The following is a 15,332-nucleotide window of genomic DNA, read 5'->3' as shown; positions in this document are numbered from 1 at the left end:
TCAGTCCGTACCGGCTTACGCCGGGCTTCGGCGGTTTTACTCCTGTGTCATATGCAACAACAGAGTGCCGCCTTCCATGCCGCTGACGCGGCATATTCTGGTGACGATATCTGAATCGTTATATACTGTGTATATACGTAGTAATGACGAGGTGATAAATGGCACAGGTTAATATGAGTTTAAGAATTGACGCTGAACTGAAGGATGCTTTTATGGCCGCTGCAAAAAGCATGGACCGTAATGGCTCTCAGTTAATCCGGGATTTTATGCGCCAGACCGTGGAACGGCAGCATAATACCTGGTTCCGTGACCAGGTTGAGGCAGGACGTCAGCAACTCGAGCGCGGCGATGTGCTTCCCCATGACATGGTCGAATCTTCCGCTGCTGCATGGCGGGATGAAATGAGCAGGAAAGTCGCCGGTAAATGATGGAGATATTCTGGACCATGCTGGCCAGCCAGGACAGGAAGCGCATTCGTGAGTACATTGCGGAGCAGAACCTGATGGCCGCCATTGAACTGGACGAACGGATTGGTTATTCAGCCAGCAGCCTGGCCGGGCAGCCGTATAAAGGCCGCAACGGTCGTGTGGAAGGTACCCGGGAACTGGTTATTCACCCGCATTTTGTTCTGGTTTATGAGGTCGACAGCCAGTGGGGAAAAGTGTATATCCTGCGTGTATTGCATACTGCACAGAAGTGGCCATAGAGGGGCTGTCCGGATATAAAAAGGTCTGACGGAGATGCAAGAACCATGAATAATGATGAGCTGGCCACCAGACGTGCGCAGGCGATTGCCGAAGACAGGTGTTTCTCGAAAGAACGGCTGCGCGATGAATTCAGAATGAAGCCAGCCCCCGGTGCTGAGCCGGTTAAGTGGTATAAAAACACTTATGGTGGCAGGTTCGCTGTATACCGAATTGCAGACTGTGTTCCGATGCGTGAGAAACGCCCACTGACGAGTAAACAACTTCTGGCTGGCCAGCGACTTTCCGTTTTATCCAGACTTAACAGCACCAGTGGCCGGATGGCACGGCAGGCATATGACTGGCTGAGTCTGGCACCGCTCTTTCTGGATACTGAAACGACAGGACTGGACAATACCGCGGAAGCTCTGGAAATCGGCCTGACCGATGCGTCCGGTCAGGTGGTATTTGAAACCAGGCTGAAGCCCACGGTCGCCATCGGGGCGCAGGCCGCCGCTGTGCATGGTATCAGCGAGCAGGCTCTCTGCGGCGCACCATCATGGACAGATGTGGCGCGGCAACTGCGTCATGCAATCGGGGACCGACCAGTAATTATCTTTAATGCCCGGTTCGACATCCGCATTCTGAAACAGACTGCTGCCGCACATAGCGATCCGGCTGACTGGCTGGAAGAACTGACGGTATATTGTGCGATGGAGCTGGCTGCAGGATATTATGGGGCCACCAACCGCTATGGCACGATTTCACTGGCCTGTGCTGCCAGCCAGGCCGGACTGACCTGGGAAGGGCAGGCACACTCAGCGATCGCCGACGCACGGATGACGGCAGGGGTGGTAAACGCTATTGCTGCATATCATCTGGAACTGCTGCAGGAACAGGCACGGCTGAAAATCTGACCGCCTGGCCTGTATACCGCAATCATTTACGTTATCCAGACGTAAAATCACTTCATGTTAATGATAATCACTATCATTAAATCTTGACATGCCATTTTCTCCTTAATAAATTAATACTGTATATGTATCCACATACGTAAGCAGTTAATTCATTTGTTTTCCTCAGCGGATGAAGGAGATACCGAATGTCTGACCCTGTACGTATTACAAATCCCGGTGCAGAATCGCTGGGGTATGATTCAGATGGCCATGAAATTATGGCCGTTGATATTTATGTAAACCCTCCACGTGTCGATGTCTTTCATGGTACCCCGCCTGCATGGAGTTCCTTCGGGAACAAAACCATCTGGGGCGGAAACGAGTGGGTCGATGATTCCCCAACCCGAAGTGATATCGAAAAAAGGGACAAGGAAATCACAGCGTACAAAATGACGCTCAGCGCGCAGCAGAAAGAGAATGAGAATAAGCGTACTGAAGCCGCAAAACGCCTCTCTGCGGCGATTGCTGCAAGGGAAAAAGATGAAAACACACTGAAAACACTCCGTGCCGGAAACGCAGATGCCGCTGATATTACACGACAGGAGTTCAGACTCCTGCAGGCAGAGCTGAGAGAATACGGATTCCGTACTGAAATCGCCGGATATGATGCCCTCCGGCTGCATACAGAGAGCCGGATGCTCTTTGCTGATGCTGATTCTCTTCGTATATCTCCCCGGGAGGCCAGGTCGTTAATCGAACAGGCTGAAAAACGGCAGAAGGATGCGCAGAACGCAGACAAGAAGGCCGCTGATATGCTTGCTGAATACGAGCGCAGAAAAGGTATTCTGGACACGCGGTTGTCAGAGCTGGAAAAAAATGGCGGGGCAGCCCTTGCCGTTCTTGATGCACAACAGGCCCGTCTGCTCGGGCAGCAGACACGGAATGACAGGGCCATTTCAGAGGCCCGGAATAAACTCAGTTCAGTGACGGAATCGCTTAACACGGCCCGTAATGCATTAACCAGAGCTGAGCAACAGCTGACGCAACAGAAAAACACGCTTGACGGCAAAACGATAGTTTCCCCTGAAAAATTCCCGGGGCGTTCATCAACAAATCATTCTATTGTTGTGAGCGGTGATCCGAGATTTGCCGGTACGATAAAAATCACAACCAGCGCAGTCATCGATAACCGTGCAAACCTGAATTATCTTCTGACCCATTCCGGTCTGGACTATAAACGCAATATTCTGAATGACCGGAATCCGGTGGTGACAGAGGATGTGGAAGGTGACAAGAAAATTTATAATGCTGAAGTTGCTGAATGGGATAAGTTACGGCAAAGATTGCTTGATGCCAGAAATAAAATCACCTCTGCTGAATCTGCGGTAAATTCTGCGAGAAATAACCTCAGTGCCAGAACAAATGAGCAAAAGCATGCAAATGACGCTCTTAATGCCCTGTTGAAGGAAAAAGAGAATATCCGTAACCAGCTTGCCGGCATCAATCAGAAGATAGCGGAAGAGAAAAGAAAACAGGATGAACTGAAGGCAACGAAAGACGCAATTAATTTCACAACAGAGTTCCTGAAATCAGTTTCAGAAAAATATGGTGCAAAAGCTGAGCAGTTAGCCAGAGAGATGGCCGGGCAGGCTAAAGGGAAGAAAATACGTAATGTTGAAGAGGCATTAAAAACGTATGAAAAGTACCGGGCTGACATTAACAAAAAAATTAATGCAAAAGATCGTGCAGCGATTGCCGCAGCCCTTGAGTCTGTGAAGCTGTCTGATATATCGTCTAATCTGAACAGATTCAGTCGGGGACTGGGATATGCAGGAAAATTTACAAGTCTTGCTGACTGGATCACTGAGTTTGGTAAGGGTGTCCGGACAGAGAACTGGCGTCCTCTTTTTGTTAAAACAGAAGCCATTATAGCAGGCAATGCCGCAACGGCTCTTGTTGCACTGGTCTTCAGTATTCTTACCGGAAGCGCTTTAGGCATTATCGGGTATGGTTTACTGATGGCTGTCACCGGTGCGCTGATTGATGAATCGCTTGTGGAAAAAGCGAATAAGTTCTGGGGTATTTAAATAAAATATAAGACAGGCTGTCTATCTTACAGACAGCCTTTTTATAATAACAGAAAGAATATATATCAGACTTAACGGAAGAGATAATATGAAAACAGTACCCGTATAAACAGCAAGCAATCCCATTTTTCCAGGTGTATCAGCAAAAAAACCGCTGTTCCAGAAATCAGGCCGGGTAAATTTCAGAGCTGTATCTTCAATATACCATTTTGCAACCGGATACAAAACCATTCCGCAGAGAGAAATACACCAGAACAGTAATCTGTATTTAAAATCATAATCCCATGACATATACAGCATATATCCCCCCGTCACCCATCCCCACCACATATTATTAAAATAATATTTTCTGTTCATCTGCCTGTTTTCCTTTCTTTTGCACTTTTGTCAGTGTACTGATGCATGACAACATAACCACAGCATGATAATAATAATCAATAACAATAAGCTGTGTCACGTTTACATCATGGAACGGAGGTGCTCCTGTGACCTTTGAGCAGAAAAAAGCCCGGGCCATTGCCCTGATGGACAGCAAAAAGATGTGGCGGAGCAATTATGCCCCTCCTCTTCTGTGTATTCTCTGGCGGCTGGGTATCCGGCTTCCGCCATTACCCTTTATGCCGTTCTGGCAGGTCACGGTGCTGACGGGGGGCTTATGGGGCATTTCCTGGGGATGTGCAATGTGGTTTATCTACTGGGGGCGCAGGAAAGTTAACCGGCTGCCACCATGGGATGATGTGTAAACCGTGCACAGGCGTGTTCTTACGGAGCGGCACTTTCATTTATCTGTACGCGAACCTCCATTCCTGCATCGTGACAGGCCTGCAGCCACTGCGCCACTTCCAGCGGATCGCCCTCCCGGCGTACCACCCTGCCTTCTTTATTCCATAACTGCAGACAGGTGCTGCCGTCGAGATGCACCACAAAATCCCCACGGCAGGCCTGATACGTTATGCCGTTCAGCTGCACCGCCAGATCAGTGGCAGAAGTGCCATCTGCGGGCAGACCTGCTGCCGGGACCAGCGGCAGTACGACGACTTCTGCCGCACGCTGTTCTGCCCGGAGGCGGTCCTGTTCTGCCAGCAGCAGAGGCTGTGCCACGGCCCGGCCGGCGTCCGTCAGCTCCACTGCCAGCTGCAGGTTCGGAGCGCGCAGGGTACGCAGCCAGCCGGCATCCTCCAGACGACGGCAGGAGGCGCGCAGGTTTGGCCCGTAGACTGGGGCTTCCCCGCTTCGCTCCAGCACCCGTTCTATGTCCCGCGTCAGCACGGGTCCTGGCCGTTTTTCATCAAGGGCAGCCAGCACAATCAGCATTCTTCGCTGCAGTGGCGACGGTCGGCGGCTCTGAGTCATTTCCAGTCATCCTCCGGCCAGATGAGCTTTCTGAGGCGCTGATGGTCGGCGTCAATGATCTCCTGTCTCTTTATGGCATTCATTGAGGCATAGCCATTTATGGCCAGTTCATGCCAGAAGATCAGCACAGCTCCGGCTTTGGCTGACTCGCAGAGATAAGTTACGCCCTGGCTGTCCAGATTGCATTCCCGGATGCGTTTTTCCGCAAACCGGGTCAGTTGTTCATAGCTGAGTGAAAACACCCTTTCTTCATCCATCCTGCACGCTCCATCTGATAATGTTCTGACAAATAAAAATCATATCCCGCATGATTTGTGTGTTATTTATTATTAATAATATCAGATATGGTTTTATATAAGTTGCTTAATTATCATATTGTATGCCCGTTCCCCGCCGCGCAGATCCGGTTTCCGGCTGAAGTGGATCCAGACCTGATTTGTTGCTGAGTATCGGTAAAAGTGCGGCTTATAAGCTATTCTGAAACATAGCAAGTGAATCTGGGCTGTATAATTCCGGCAAGTGTCATCTGTATTTAAAGGACGTGTGAGTATGAAATTTATGGAATGTGCTGTCCGGGATGTGATTTATGGGACCAATGTCCGTATTGTCAAACCGGTCAACATTTATGAATGTGAACTCAGGGACAACGTGTTTGTCGGCCCCTTCGTTGAGATACAGAAAGGCTGTGTCATTGGTAGTGGAAGCCGGATACAGTCGCACACGTTTATTTGTGAGAACGTAACACTGGGGGAGAACTGCTTCATTGGTCATAACGTGACGTTCGCCAACGATCTGTTTCGTTCAGGAGCACCAGATCCGTCACCGGATAACTGGATCAGCATTACCCTGGGGGATTCGGTTACTGTTGGCAGTGGAGCCATTATTCTGTCTCCGTATATATGCAGCGGAGCTGTTATTGGTGCGGGTTCAGTTGTGGTAAAACCGATTGAGAACAAAGGCATTTATGCAGGAAACCCGGCAAGACTGCTCAGAATATTATGAAATAAATATCCTCCGGCATAGCCGGAGGTTTTTCAAATGCGCCTATAAGGCTCTCTTACCAGCCGCGCCCTAACAGGCGCACACGATCTGACATTTGCATCCAACTTCGTTCATCGATATCGCCAGGGGGAAAGCCAGTATAATGAAATGTATAACGAGAGTTCTGCATACAGGCATTACGGTAAGCGCCACCACTCCAGGGGTTCCAGATCCCCCCAATTCGGGTATTCTTCTCAAACAGAACCACGGAGTGACCTGCTTTAATCGCATTACGGGCAGAAATGATGCCGGCAGGACCCGCGCCGATGATTGCAATATTCATACGTGTTTTTTCCTGCGGTTGATAAGTGTTATTACAAGCACTGGTGCAGCCAGAAACAGTGTGACAATATTGGCGATCAGTACGGCAAAATCAGATCGCATAATGCCATACGCTATCCATGAGATTACACCTGTCAGGAACATGATATACATAACAACGGAGATACCTTCGGTATTGCGTGTCCTGATAGTTTTTATGCTCTGGGGAGCGAACGCAAACGTTGTGAAAAATGCAGCAAACAGCCCGGTTAAAAGAATGGTATCCATATCAGAATGCCTCAATTATTTCCTGTATATGAAGGCCGGATGACAGGTCCGCCAGCTTAGGAGACGAGTGACCATATTTAATAAGAGCACACCAGTCGTCATGAAGATGAATAAACGAATCAGACCAGAATGGAAGCTCCCGTGGTGGATCAGGCAAGCGTTTCAGAGCGTCGAAGCCAATTGTTTCCGTATTCGTATCATTAAATAGAATCAGGAGCAGGCGATTTTCATGGTGGGTTGAATATCTGATTTCACCATTTTCAAATACAAGCTGTATATGCAGTCCCAAATTATGATCTGTTTCCGATTTACTGGCATGAACTCTGAAATAAGCTCCCTTTTCTGAACTGCCCATTACATAGCCGTTATCATCCACTTCAACCTGACCATCTGATTTTGTACCCACGTGTCCCCTTTACCGTTTTGATCCCATGAACCACTACCGGGCTTTCCCCTATAAAACAAAATAAATCAAGCAGATGACAGGATAGATCGCCCAGAGCACCGCTGCTTTTGCTCTGTTGTGCGGAGTCTCGCCAGGTCAGGTGATGGCGGGTCAGTGCAGAATTTTTATTAAATTCTGCTGAGAAGAAATGCAGTTCACCTAATTTCTTCTCATTTCTCAGACGCATTATCATGTCGATGACGGGGTTATATCGGTAGTTAAAAGACACGATACTGCCTTTTGGAGCAATCTCCTGTAGATATCGTGCAGAGTTGAGATCTGTTGAGAGGGGTTTTTCACACACAAACGGGAGCTGTTTGTAGCGAAGCCACTCGTTCAAATCAATTCTCTTGACGTGGGGAAATCCGTTTTCCAAGCGGACCCCTTATAGGGGGTTGAGGGCCTCCTACCCTTCACTCTTGACTATGTTAACGATAATCATTATCGTTAGTGTTTGTGTGGTAATGGGATAGAAAGTAATGGGATAAAAAGTAATGGATAGAAAAAGAACAAAATTAGAGTTGTTATTTGCATTTATAATAAATGCCACCGCAATATATATTGCATTAGCTATATATGATTGTGTTTTTAGAGGAAAGGACTTTTTATCCATGCATACATTTTGCTTCTCTGCATTAATGTCTGCAATATGTTACTTTGTTGGTGATAATTATTATTCAATATCCGATAAGATAAAAAGGAGATCATATGAGAACTCTGACTCTAAATGAATTAGATTCTGTTTCTGGTGGTGCTTCAGGGCGTGATATTGCGATGGCTATAGGAACACTATCCGGGCAATTTGTTGCAGGAGGAATTGGAGCAGCTGCTGGGGGTGTGGCTGGAGGTGCAATATATGACTATGCATCCACTCACAAACCTAATCCTGCAATGTCTCCATCCGGTTTAGGGGGAACAATTAAGCAAAAACCCGAAGGGATACCTTCAGAAGCATGGAACTATGCTGCGGGAAGATTGTGTAATTGGAGTCCAAATAATCTTAGTGATGTTTGTTTATAAATAGTATTATTTAATATAAGAAAGAACAGTTATTGGACAATCCACACAGAATGATATTTCTTCTTGGTGGATTGTCTATCTTCCATTCCACCTCCAACAGATATCTGAGCATAACGAGGAATTATAACAGGAAGAAATATTCCTCATACGCTTGTAATTCCTCTATGGTTTAAATAGAAATAACTCTATCAACAGTTCTCAACGTTGTTTCTCTGTGTGCAATAATTACCCTGGTGATATTCATGTTTTTTATGGCAACATTCACGAAATGTTCACTCTCTGAATCAAGAGCACTGGTTGCCTCATCCATAAATAATATTCCTGGTTTCCGGTATAAGGCTCGTGCAATAAATATACGCTGTTTTTGACCGCCAGAAAGACCTTCCCCAAGTTCACCTATTAATGTTTCATATCCCATTGGCATATTCATTATAACATCATGAATATGACTTGCTCTGGCACATTCTACCATCCACTCTTCATCCATTTCCTCTGCAAAACCACAGATATTTTCACGAATTGAGCCTGAAAATAGCCGGTCATCCTGCATAACACAGGCTATCATCCGGTGATAATTATTTATTCCAATTTGGCGTATATCTATACCATTTATCAGTACCCTCCCGCTATCAGGTTCAAATAGTCCACATAGTACTTTCATTAATGTGGTTTTTCCCGCACCGGAAGCACCAGTTATAGCCACACTTTCCCCCGGAGCTACAGATAAACTCAGAGCACTGAATATCGGTGCTGACTGACTGTCATAACGATAGCTTAAACCATTGGTTTCCAGGGATATTGGCCCCATATCAGCAACGATTTCAATTTCAGGTTTCTTTTCCTCCTTTTCATGTAATGCAATATCTGCAATGCGCTCATTGTGCAGACTCATTATTCTTAGCTGAAGAAGAAAACTGGTCAGAGAGGCAACTCTTTCCGAAAACTGCCCACGAAAAGAACTAAACGCTACAAACATTCCTATTGTCATCTGATTATCGATCACAAGGCCTGCTCCCAGCCATAAAATTACAATCTGATCACAGGCGGTAACAAAGGTATTTATTCCTCCGAAGAGCAAATCCATCCTGGTTAGCTTAATACCCGAATTTATCGCATCTATTTTCATATTAAGCCAGTGTGCCCCCCGAATTCCGACCATCCCCTGGATTTTTACCGTGGCAATACCATATAATGTTTCCATAAAATAGGAGGCGGCACGGGCCTCCCTGACAAGACATTCTTCTGATATCTGTCGGTAATTGCCGTATGTCACCAGACGAATAAAAATGTAAATTGTGGTAAAGCAGAGAACTATCCAGGTGAGATATCCTCCGTATAACAGCATCATCACACAAACACCGACAACCATAATGCTGTCCATTATGAACCCGATCACACTGGTGGTAAATGTGGCCCTCAATGTGTCAAGGGAGTCAAAACGTGACTGGATATCACCTAATTTTCGGCGTTCAAAAAACGCCAGCGGTAGTCTGAGAAGATGATCGAACAGCCCCGACTGCCACTGTACATTGATGAGCGTGCTCATAACCAGTGAAGACCATGCGCGCAGCGTACTCGTTGCAGCTTTGAGTAATATAAAAAACATAAGAGCAGCAGAAATTAGCGTCAGTAGCCCTCTGTCCCCCGCAGGAATAGCATGATCCATAACCAGCTGTGTCCCCACCGGCATTAGCAGATTGATTGCTTCAATTACAACTGACAGACAGAAAATTTTCGCCAGCGTTCTTTTAATACCGTAAATACTGTTAATCAGTGAACGAAGACTTATGCGGGTCTGCAGGGTTTCCGACTGGAATTCACTTCCGGGCCAGACCTCAAGTGCAACGCCTGTAAAATATCGGCTCATTTCCTCCCGGCTGATATATCTTATGCCCCTGGCCGGATCATGCAGTACATAACGGTTACGCTTTACGCTGACCAGAACGACGAAGTGACTGAAATCCCAGTGGAGAATACACGGCGTTTTGAGGACTCGAAGTTCATCCAACTCCAGTGAAAGAGCCCGGGTGGCCATCCCCAGTTGCTCCGCTATTCCATTGATTCCTGCAAGGGTTGCTCCACGGGCAGAGAGATTAAACTTCCGGCGAAGATATATCAGGTCAATATTCTTACCAAAATGACCGCATATCATTGCTAGGCAGGCCAGTCCACATTCAGCGGTCTCCGTCTGATGAATAACCGGAACACGACGTTGCCAGCGCAAATCAAGCAGATTTATAATTTGTCTGAAATTCCTGTTAGTCATTGATCGGTCCTGTTGCACTGTGTTTCATGTCATAGAAAGGAGAAAGCATCCACTGGTAAATACGCCTTTTTTCCAGAAATAGTGTACTTTCGGCTTTCATTCCATTTTCCAGAGGGAGGTATTTTTCGTCATACCTGATTATCTGCTTTTCAGGCGTCGCAATGACTTTATACCAGGGAACAGAGGCACCCGGCGTATTTTGAGGTGCTCCCTTATAGGTCAACATTTCCTGTGTTGACGCAGGAGTCCTGGATATAGTTTTAACCGTAGCAGAGAACTGCCCAAATTTTTCTGAGGGGAAGGCTTCATAACGAATATTCACTTTGTCACCAGCCGAAATATAAGGAACAGCATCATTCGGGACCCAGAGAATAAGATAATAGTTTTCAATGTTCTCAGGAATAACCTGCAGAAGGCTGTCTCCGGTATTGACCATTTGCCCTACAGTGACACTCAGGGAGTCAACTTTCCCGTCAGACAACGCCCGGATAATGATTTCGCCTTCCACATCAGTGTTAACCAGTTCTTTCTGCAATTCGAGTCGTTGCAGTTCCATCTGATAGATACGATTATCAAAATCTGCTGCCTGAGTCTGAATCTGACTCTCCAGAGTGGTTATCTGCAGGGCATTTTGTTCATTTTGTCCGCTCAGACTGAGAAGGTTGTTTTGTTGTTGATAATATAATGCAACTTGGTTAGTTAATTGATCTTTATTAATCAGTCCTTTTGACTGATAGTATCTGTAATTCTCCATATTATTTTTCATTATTTTTATCCCTTCCTCTGCACGCTGTATAATGTCTGATGAGCGACGGAACGCATCTGTGTATTGCAGACGTTGTTTTTCCAGGGTATCTAGCGTTATTTTTTTACTTTCTTCCAGACGGGAAATAATGTTGTCCACACGAACCAGCTGGTTTTCTATATCCCGGCGATGATTATCAGTGACAATACCATTGCGTGTACTTTTACTGATGTCAATCAGATAAACAGGATCCCCTTTTTTTATCAACTGCCCTTCATGAACAAACTGCCTGACAACAAATCCCTGTACACCTGAATATATATTGACAGCTCTTGGCCAGGTTGTGACCTCACCACTGACATTAACACGGCGGCTATAGGTACCAACAATAATGAACATCAGAAATGCCGTAATAAACACAATGCTTCCCAGCATGATTAACCACAGTGGTATTCCGGGAAGTAATATTGCCCGTCCCTGCCACTTCATTTTTCTGTTTTCTAAAGCATCCTGGCGAAACAAATAATGTCTCCTTGCATACTATTAGTTTGTTGTTTATCTGGATTAATGATGGAAAATAAATCGAAAATTTGCATTATATGTTTCAAGGAAAATCATATAAACATACAGCATAGGAGAGTTATCAGGATAAATAATCATATAATGCTGAGAACAATATTATAAACAATAGTCTTTTTATTTATGATGAAAGAATGTCATTATTTATTAAATGACAATAATCTAACTGATTTAGGTTATTGTCAGAGAATATTAAAGTAACATAACTCATTCATCTATTTCCTAGTTTCTCTGTATATTAAAAGAGAATGGTAATCATTATCATGTTAAAGTGTCATATCGTTTACATAAAGTCAAGATATATCAGTGTGGCAAGCCTAGCAGGATTCTCTAGGGAAGGGCAGGCATACTCAGTGCATAGCTGATGCACGGATGACGGCAGGGGGGAGGAGGCTGGTGACTTTCGGACGACTGTAGCGGCTTACATCGGGCTTCGGCGGTATCATATGAAACAGCGGAGTGCCGCCTTCCATGCCGCTGGCGCGGCATATCCTAGTGACGATATCTGAATCGTTATATACTGTGTATATACGTGGTAATGACGGGGTGATAAATGGCACAGGTTAATATGAGTTTAAGAATTGACGCTGAACTGAAGGATGCTTTTATGGCCCTGCAAAAAGCATGGACCGTAATGGCTCTCAGTTAATCCGGGATTTTATGCGCCAGACCGTGGAACGGCAGCATAATACCTGGTTCCGTGACCAGGTTGAGGCAGGACGTCAGCAACTCGAGCGCGGCGATGTGCTTCCCCATGACATGGTCGAATCTTCCGCTGCTGCATGGCGGGATGAAATGAGCAGGAAAGTCGCCGGTAAATGATGGAGATATTCTGGACCATGCTGGCCAGCCAGGACAGGAAGCGCATTCGTGAGTACATTGCGGAGCAGAACCTGATAGCCGCCATTGAACTGGACGAACGGATTGGTTGTTCAGCCAGCCTCCTGTTCTCCCTTTCTTTTATCAGTGTACAGGTGCATGACAACATAATCACGGTATGATAATAATAATCAATAACAATAAGTTGTGTCACGTTTACATCATGGAACGGAGGTGCTCCTGTGACTTTTGAGCAAAAAAAGCCCGGGCAATTGCCCTGATGGACAGCAAAAAGATGTGGCGGAGTAATTATGCTCCTCCTCTGCTGCGTATTCTCTGGCGGCTGGGTATCCGGCTTCCGCCATTGCCCTTTATGCCGTTCTGGCAGGTTACGCTGCTGATGGGGGGCTTATGGGGTATTTCCTGGGGATGTGCAATGTGGTTTATGTACTGGGGGCCGTCAGGAATGGTAGCAGGTGAGGCCATTATTATAAGTATCACGAGTGGTTTTTTGTTCGGACTGCTCATGGCCTCTTTCCACTGGTGGCGCAGGAAAGTTAACCGGCTGCCACCATGGAATGATGTGTAAACCGTGCCGGCATGTTTTTACGGGGTGATGCTTTCATTAACCTGTACACGAACTTCTATTCCTGCATCATTACAGGCCTACAGCCACTACGCCACTTCCAGCGGATCGCCCTCCCTGCGTACCTCCCCGCCTTCTTTATTCTATAACTGCAGACAGGTGCTGCCGTCGAGGCGCACCACAAAATCCCCACGGCAGGCCTGATATGTCATGCCGTTCAGCTCCACCGGCAGATCAGTGGCAGAAGTGCCATCTGCGGGCAGACCTGATGCCGGGACCAGCGGCAGTACGACGACTTCTGCAGTACGCTGTTCTGCCAGCAGAGAGGCTGTGCCACGGCCCGGTCAGCTTTTGTGAGTTCCACAGCTAGCCGCAGCTCAGGGATTAAGATTCAGGTAATTTACGGAAAACAAGTGATTTCCGTACGGGAGAGAAGGCCTAACGTATATTATCTCAGAAATGACTATGAATCCCCATATATTGCCAATTATACAGTAAATGATTATCATTATCATCTACTGTGTGCAACTGATGGTCTGAAATAGCGCTTTTAGGAGACAAGATGCAGTCAGCTAGTAAATTAATCTACCGCGGGAAGTTGCTTGGCAGTTTACCCACTGTGGGCGAGATTCATAAAGAAATCGCAGTATCGGAAGAAACCGTAACATGGATCTCTCTGCAACGAGATATTATAGCGAATATTTTGCTGGGAAAAGATCCTCGCTTACTTGTGATTGTTGGTCCATGCTCAATCCATGACGTTCAGGCCGCAGTTGATTATGCGAAGCGATTGTTCGTATTACAGAATAAGTACTTATCGAAAATGTACATTGTAATGCGCACTTATTTTGAGAAACCTCGAACCCGTAAAGGCTGGAAGGGAATAATGCATGATCCTGATCTAAATGGAAGTTATGATGTTGAGAAAGGGATACGATATGCTCGCCAGTGTTTGTCTTCAATCACAACGATGCGTGTCGCAACCGCTACAGAATTCCTCGATCCTTTTCTTACTCCCTATATTGCTGATTTAATATGTTGGGGTGCTATTGGTGCCAGAACCACTGAATCACAAACGCATCGTCAACTTGCGTCTGGTTTACATTGTCCAGTTGGATTTAAAAACAGTACTGATGGAAATATTAACTTAGCTATTGACGCTATTATTGCAGCCCGTGAACAACATATTGTATATATGACATCTTTAACAAATAGTATATCTACACTATTAACCGATGGCAATCCACATGGACATCTAATATTACGTGGAGGTAGAGAACCTAACTATGGTTTGTCTGATATAACTAAGGCAGTGAAATTAATGCATGATGAGGGTATTAACCATCGTCTGATAATTGATTGTAGCCATGGTAATAGCGGTAAAGTGGCTAAACGGCAAATTTCCGTTGCACGTCAAGTTATAGATAATCGGAAAAAAATACCAGGATATGTAGCTGGCATTATGGTGGAAAGCTTTTTACAAGATGGAAAACAATCCGATAGTTTTCCGCTAGAGTATGGTCAGTCTGTTACTGATGAATGCATATCATGGCAACAGACAGAACAATTATTATCAACTCTGGCAGCACAGCTTTAACTTCAACTATTGCACATATATTGCTTTTAAAGGGGGAAAAATGAAATTACTTAGTTTAAGACACTCAATTAGTGTTATCAGAGAAGCAGATATTTTATCTCTACAGTTTATGATTATATAAAGCGCTATCGTAGCCGCGTATTTAATGGTCTTAAAATATAAAACAATTGGTTACTATCTATGGCAAACTCCTGAATTATGTGTGTGAACCAGGAGTTTCTCAGGAATTTCCTCACAATGTGGCACTATCACTGTCACCTTTTTCTCCTTGGAAACCTCCAGGGATGCCCCAAAGTTTCGGTCAGTTTTTAGATAGGTAGCATTCCTCATTAATAATGAGGACACCGAGGGTAGAATCTTAACTCCGTGTTAATAGAATAAAAAACAATCATCAGAACTGAGTAGGGAAAGCGAATCATGATGTATGAAGTTTCACACACAATGTGAATCAAAAACGCTCGTAGATAATCCGATAGTGCTGCCTGATACGCTGAAAGAAATTGCTCGCAGGAAGATCTGATTATGCTGATTCGTCGACCACAGGCCCTTATATACATAAGCAGCGCCCGCGCCTGAAATGCAGGTCAGAAACAATGTGAACACTATCCGTGAGAAATTGTGACAAAATTCCCGATGATCGACAAGTGCAATGAAATAAAAAACATA

The 15,332-nt window shown here is 45.6% G+C and carries 17 protein-coding genes and 4 pseudogenes; 12 read left to right on the top strand and 9 right to left on the bottom strand.

The features are described from left to right. Positions 1-158: 158 nt before the first annotated feature. The 4 genes from yacA (EAS44_RS00290) to EAS44_RS00275 all read left to right on the top strand — a co-directional run bounded on the left by yacA (EAS44_RS00290) (position 159) and on the right by EAS44_RS00275 (position 3,666). On the top strand, positions 159-428 hold the full coding sequence (gene yacA, locus EAS44_RS00290) for a type II toxin-antitoxin system antitoxin YacA (RefSeq protein WP_000079941.1): 270 nt from the start codon (positions 159-161) through the stop codon (positions 426-428). After that, positions 428-706: a type II toxin-antitoxin system toxin YacB gene (gene yacB, locus EAS44_RS00285; RefSeq protein ID WP_001384452.1), complete on the top strand. Its 279-nt coding sequence runs from the start codon at positions 428-430 to the stop codon at positions 704-706. Before yacA (EAS44_RS00290) ends, yacB (EAS44_RS00285) begins: the two co-directional genes overlap by 1 nt. Before the next feature lie 45 nt (positions 707-751). Continuing rightward, positions 752-1,600 carry a 3'-5' exonuclease gene (locus EAS44_RS00280; protein WP_001057989.1) on the top strand — a complete coding sequence of 283 codons (849 nt, stop codon included), beginning with the start codon at positions 752-754 and terminating at the stop codon, positions 1,598-1,600. Between the two features lie 185 nt (positions 1,601-1,785). Beyond that, positions 1,786-3,666: a colicin Ia central receptor-binding domain-containing protein gene (locus tag EAS44_RS00275; protein WP_001283335.1), complete on the top strand. Its 1,881-nt coding sequence runs from the start codon at positions 1,786-1,788 to the stop codon at positions 3,664-3,666. A 21-nt stretch (positions 3,667-3,687) separates the two neighbouring features. On the opposite strand, the gene EAS44_RS00270 is transcribed toward EAS44_RS00275, so the two are convergent. After that, entirely contained in the window at positions 3,688-4,023 is a 336-nt protein-coding gene (locus EAS44_RS00270; protein ID WP_001080729.1) for a colicin 1A immunity protein, read from the bottom strand. Between the two features lie 128 nt (positions 4,024-4,151). Between EAS44_RS00270 and EAS44_RS00265 the strand changes: the two genes are divergently transcribed. After that, a complete protein-coding gene (locus EAS44_RS00265; protein WP_000142431.1) occupies positions 4,152-4,409 on the top strand; it encodes a DUF6404 family protein in 258 nt (85 codons plus the stop codon). Positions 4,410-4,428: 19 nt separating this feature from the next. Here EAS44_RS00265 and EAS44_RS00260 read toward each other — a convergent pair whose 3' ends face one another. Continuing rightward, complete coding sequence (locus EAS44_RS00260) at positions 4,429-5,019, bottom strand: hypothetical protein (RefSeq protein WP_001350923.1); 591 nt, start codon at positions 5,017-5,019, stop codon at positions 4,429-4,431. Continuing rightward, positions 5,016-5,276 (bottom strand): hypothetical protein, encoded by a 261-nt coding sequence (locus tag EAS44_RS00255; RefSeq protein WP_000343091.1) that lies wholly within the window; start codon positions 5,274-5,276, stop codon positions 5,016-5,018. Before EAS44_RS00255 ends, EAS44_RS00260 begins: the two co-directional genes overlap by 4 nt. Before the next feature lie 292 nt (positions 5,277-5,568). Between EAS44_RS00255 and EAS44_RS00250 the strand changes: the two genes are divergently transcribed. Next, a complete protein-coding gene (locus EAS44_RS00250) occupies positions 5,569-6,021 on the top strand; it encodes an acyltransferase (RefSeq protein ID WP_000670963.1) in 453 nt (150 codons plus the stop codon). Between the two features lie 55 nt (positions 6,022-6,076). Here EAS44_RS00250 and EAS44_RS00245 read toward each other — a convergent pair whose 3' ends face one another. The 3 genes and pseudogenes from EAS44_RS00245 to EAS44_RS25720 form a co-directional block, all read right to left on the bottom strand. Further along, positions 6,077-6,343: an FAD-dependent oxidoreductase gene (locus EAS44_RS00245; RefSeq protein WP_001017350.1), complete on the bottom strand. Its 267-nt coding sequence runs from the start codon at positions 6,341-6,343 to the stop codon at positions 6,077-6,079. Continuing rightward, positions 6,340-6,609, bottom strand: a complete 270-nt coding sequence (locus tag EAS44_RS00240) for a SemiSWEET transporter (protein ID WP_000379710.1) — start codon at positions 6,607-6,609, stop codon at positions 6,340-6,342. Before EAS44_RS00240 ends, EAS44_RS00245 begins: the two co-directional genes overlap by 4 nt. A gap of 1 nt (position 6,610) precedes the next feature. After that, positions 6,611-7,388, bottom strand: a pseudogene (locus EAS44_RS25720) (Gfo/Idh/MocA family protein); the annotation flags it as partial. A 160-nt stretch (positions 7,389-7,548) separates the two neighbouring features. On the opposite strand from EAS44_RS25720, the gene cvi reads away from it, so the two are divergent. Together cvi and cvaC are read left to right on the top strand one after the other, a co-directional pair. Further along, the gene (cvi, locus tag EAS44_RS25055; protein WP_001323890.1) at positions 7,549-7,785 is read left to right on the top strand and encodes a colicin V immunity protein; all 237 of its coding nucleotides are present in this window, start codon (positions 7,549-7,551) and stop codon (positions 7,783-7,785) included. Further along, positions 7,763-8,074, top strand: a complete 312-nt coding sequence (gene cvaC / locus EAS44_RS00225; protein WP_001259758.1) for a colicin V — start codon at positions 7,763-7,765, stop codon at positions 8,072-8,074. The genes cvi and cvaC overlap by 23 nt, the downstream gene beginning before the upstream one ends. A gap of 169 nt (positions 8,075-8,243) precedes the next feature. On the opposite strand, the gene cvaB is transcribed toward cvaC, so the two are convergent. Continuing rightward, positions 8,244-10,340: a colicin V export peptidase/ABC transporter CvaB gene (gene cvaB, locus EAS44_RS00220; protein WP_000184924.1), complete on the bottom strand. Its 2,097-nt coding sequence runs from the start codon at positions 10,338-10,340 to the stop codon at positions 8,244-8,246. Beyond that, complete coding sequence (locus EAS44_RS00215) at positions 10,333-11,607, bottom strand: HlyD family secretion protein (protein ID WP_000489608.1); 1,275 nt, start codon at positions 11,605-11,607, stop codon at positions 10,333-10,335. Before EAS44_RS00215 ends, cvaB begins: the two co-directional genes overlap by 8 nt. A 610-nt stretch (positions 11,608-12,217) precedes the next feature. On the opposite strand from EAS44_RS00215, the pseudogene yacA (EAS44_RS00210) reads away from it, so the two are divergent. From yacA (EAS44_RS00210) to EAS44_RS00200, 3 genes and pseudogenes are all read left to right on the top strand, one after another. Next, positions 12,218-12,486, top strand: a pseudogene (yacA, locus tag EAS44_RS00210) (type II toxin-antitoxin system antitoxin YacA). Beyond that, a pseudogene (gene yacB / locus EAS44_RS00205) lies at positions 12,486-12,611 on the top strand (type II toxin-antitoxin system toxin YacB); the annotation flags it as partial. The pseudogenes yacA (EAS44_RS00210) and yacB (EAS44_RS00205), both read left to right, overlap by 1 nt. A 167-nt stretch (positions 12,612-12,778) precedes the next feature. Next, positions 12,779-13,072 (top strand): DUF6404 family protein, encoded by a 294-nt coding sequence (locus EAS44_RS00200; protein WP_000269327.1) that lies wholly within the window; start codon positions 12,779-12,781, stop codon positions 13,070-13,072. Between the two features lie 77 nt (positions 13,073-13,149). On the opposite strand, the pseudogene EAS44_RS25450 reads toward EAS44_RS00200, so the two are convergent. After that, positions 13,150-13,451: pseudogene (locus EAS44_RS25450) on the bottom strand (hypothetical protein); the annotation flags it as partial. A gap of 180 nt (positions 13,452-13,631) precedes the next feature. On the opposite strand from EAS44_RS25450, the gene EAS44_RS00190 reads away from it, so the two are divergent. Then, on the top strand, positions 13,632-14,666 hold the full coding sequence (locus EAS44_RS00190; RefSeq protein WP_001190234.1) for a 3-deoxy-7-phosphoheptulonate synthase: 1,035 nt from the start codon (positions 13,632-13,634) through the stop codon (positions 14,664-14,666). Positions 14,667-15,332: the final 666 nt, after the last annotated feature.

Origin of the sequence: Escherichia coli DSM 30083 = JCM 1649 = ATCC 11775 (genome assembly GCF_003697165.2) — a bacterium.
GTDB lineage: Bacteria > Pseudomonadota > Gammaproteobacteria > Enterobacterales > Enterobacteriaceae > Escherichia > Escherichia coli.
The sequence above is the reverse complement of the archived record's forward strand: the minus strand, read 5'-3'. Positions and strand labels throughout refer to the sequence as shown.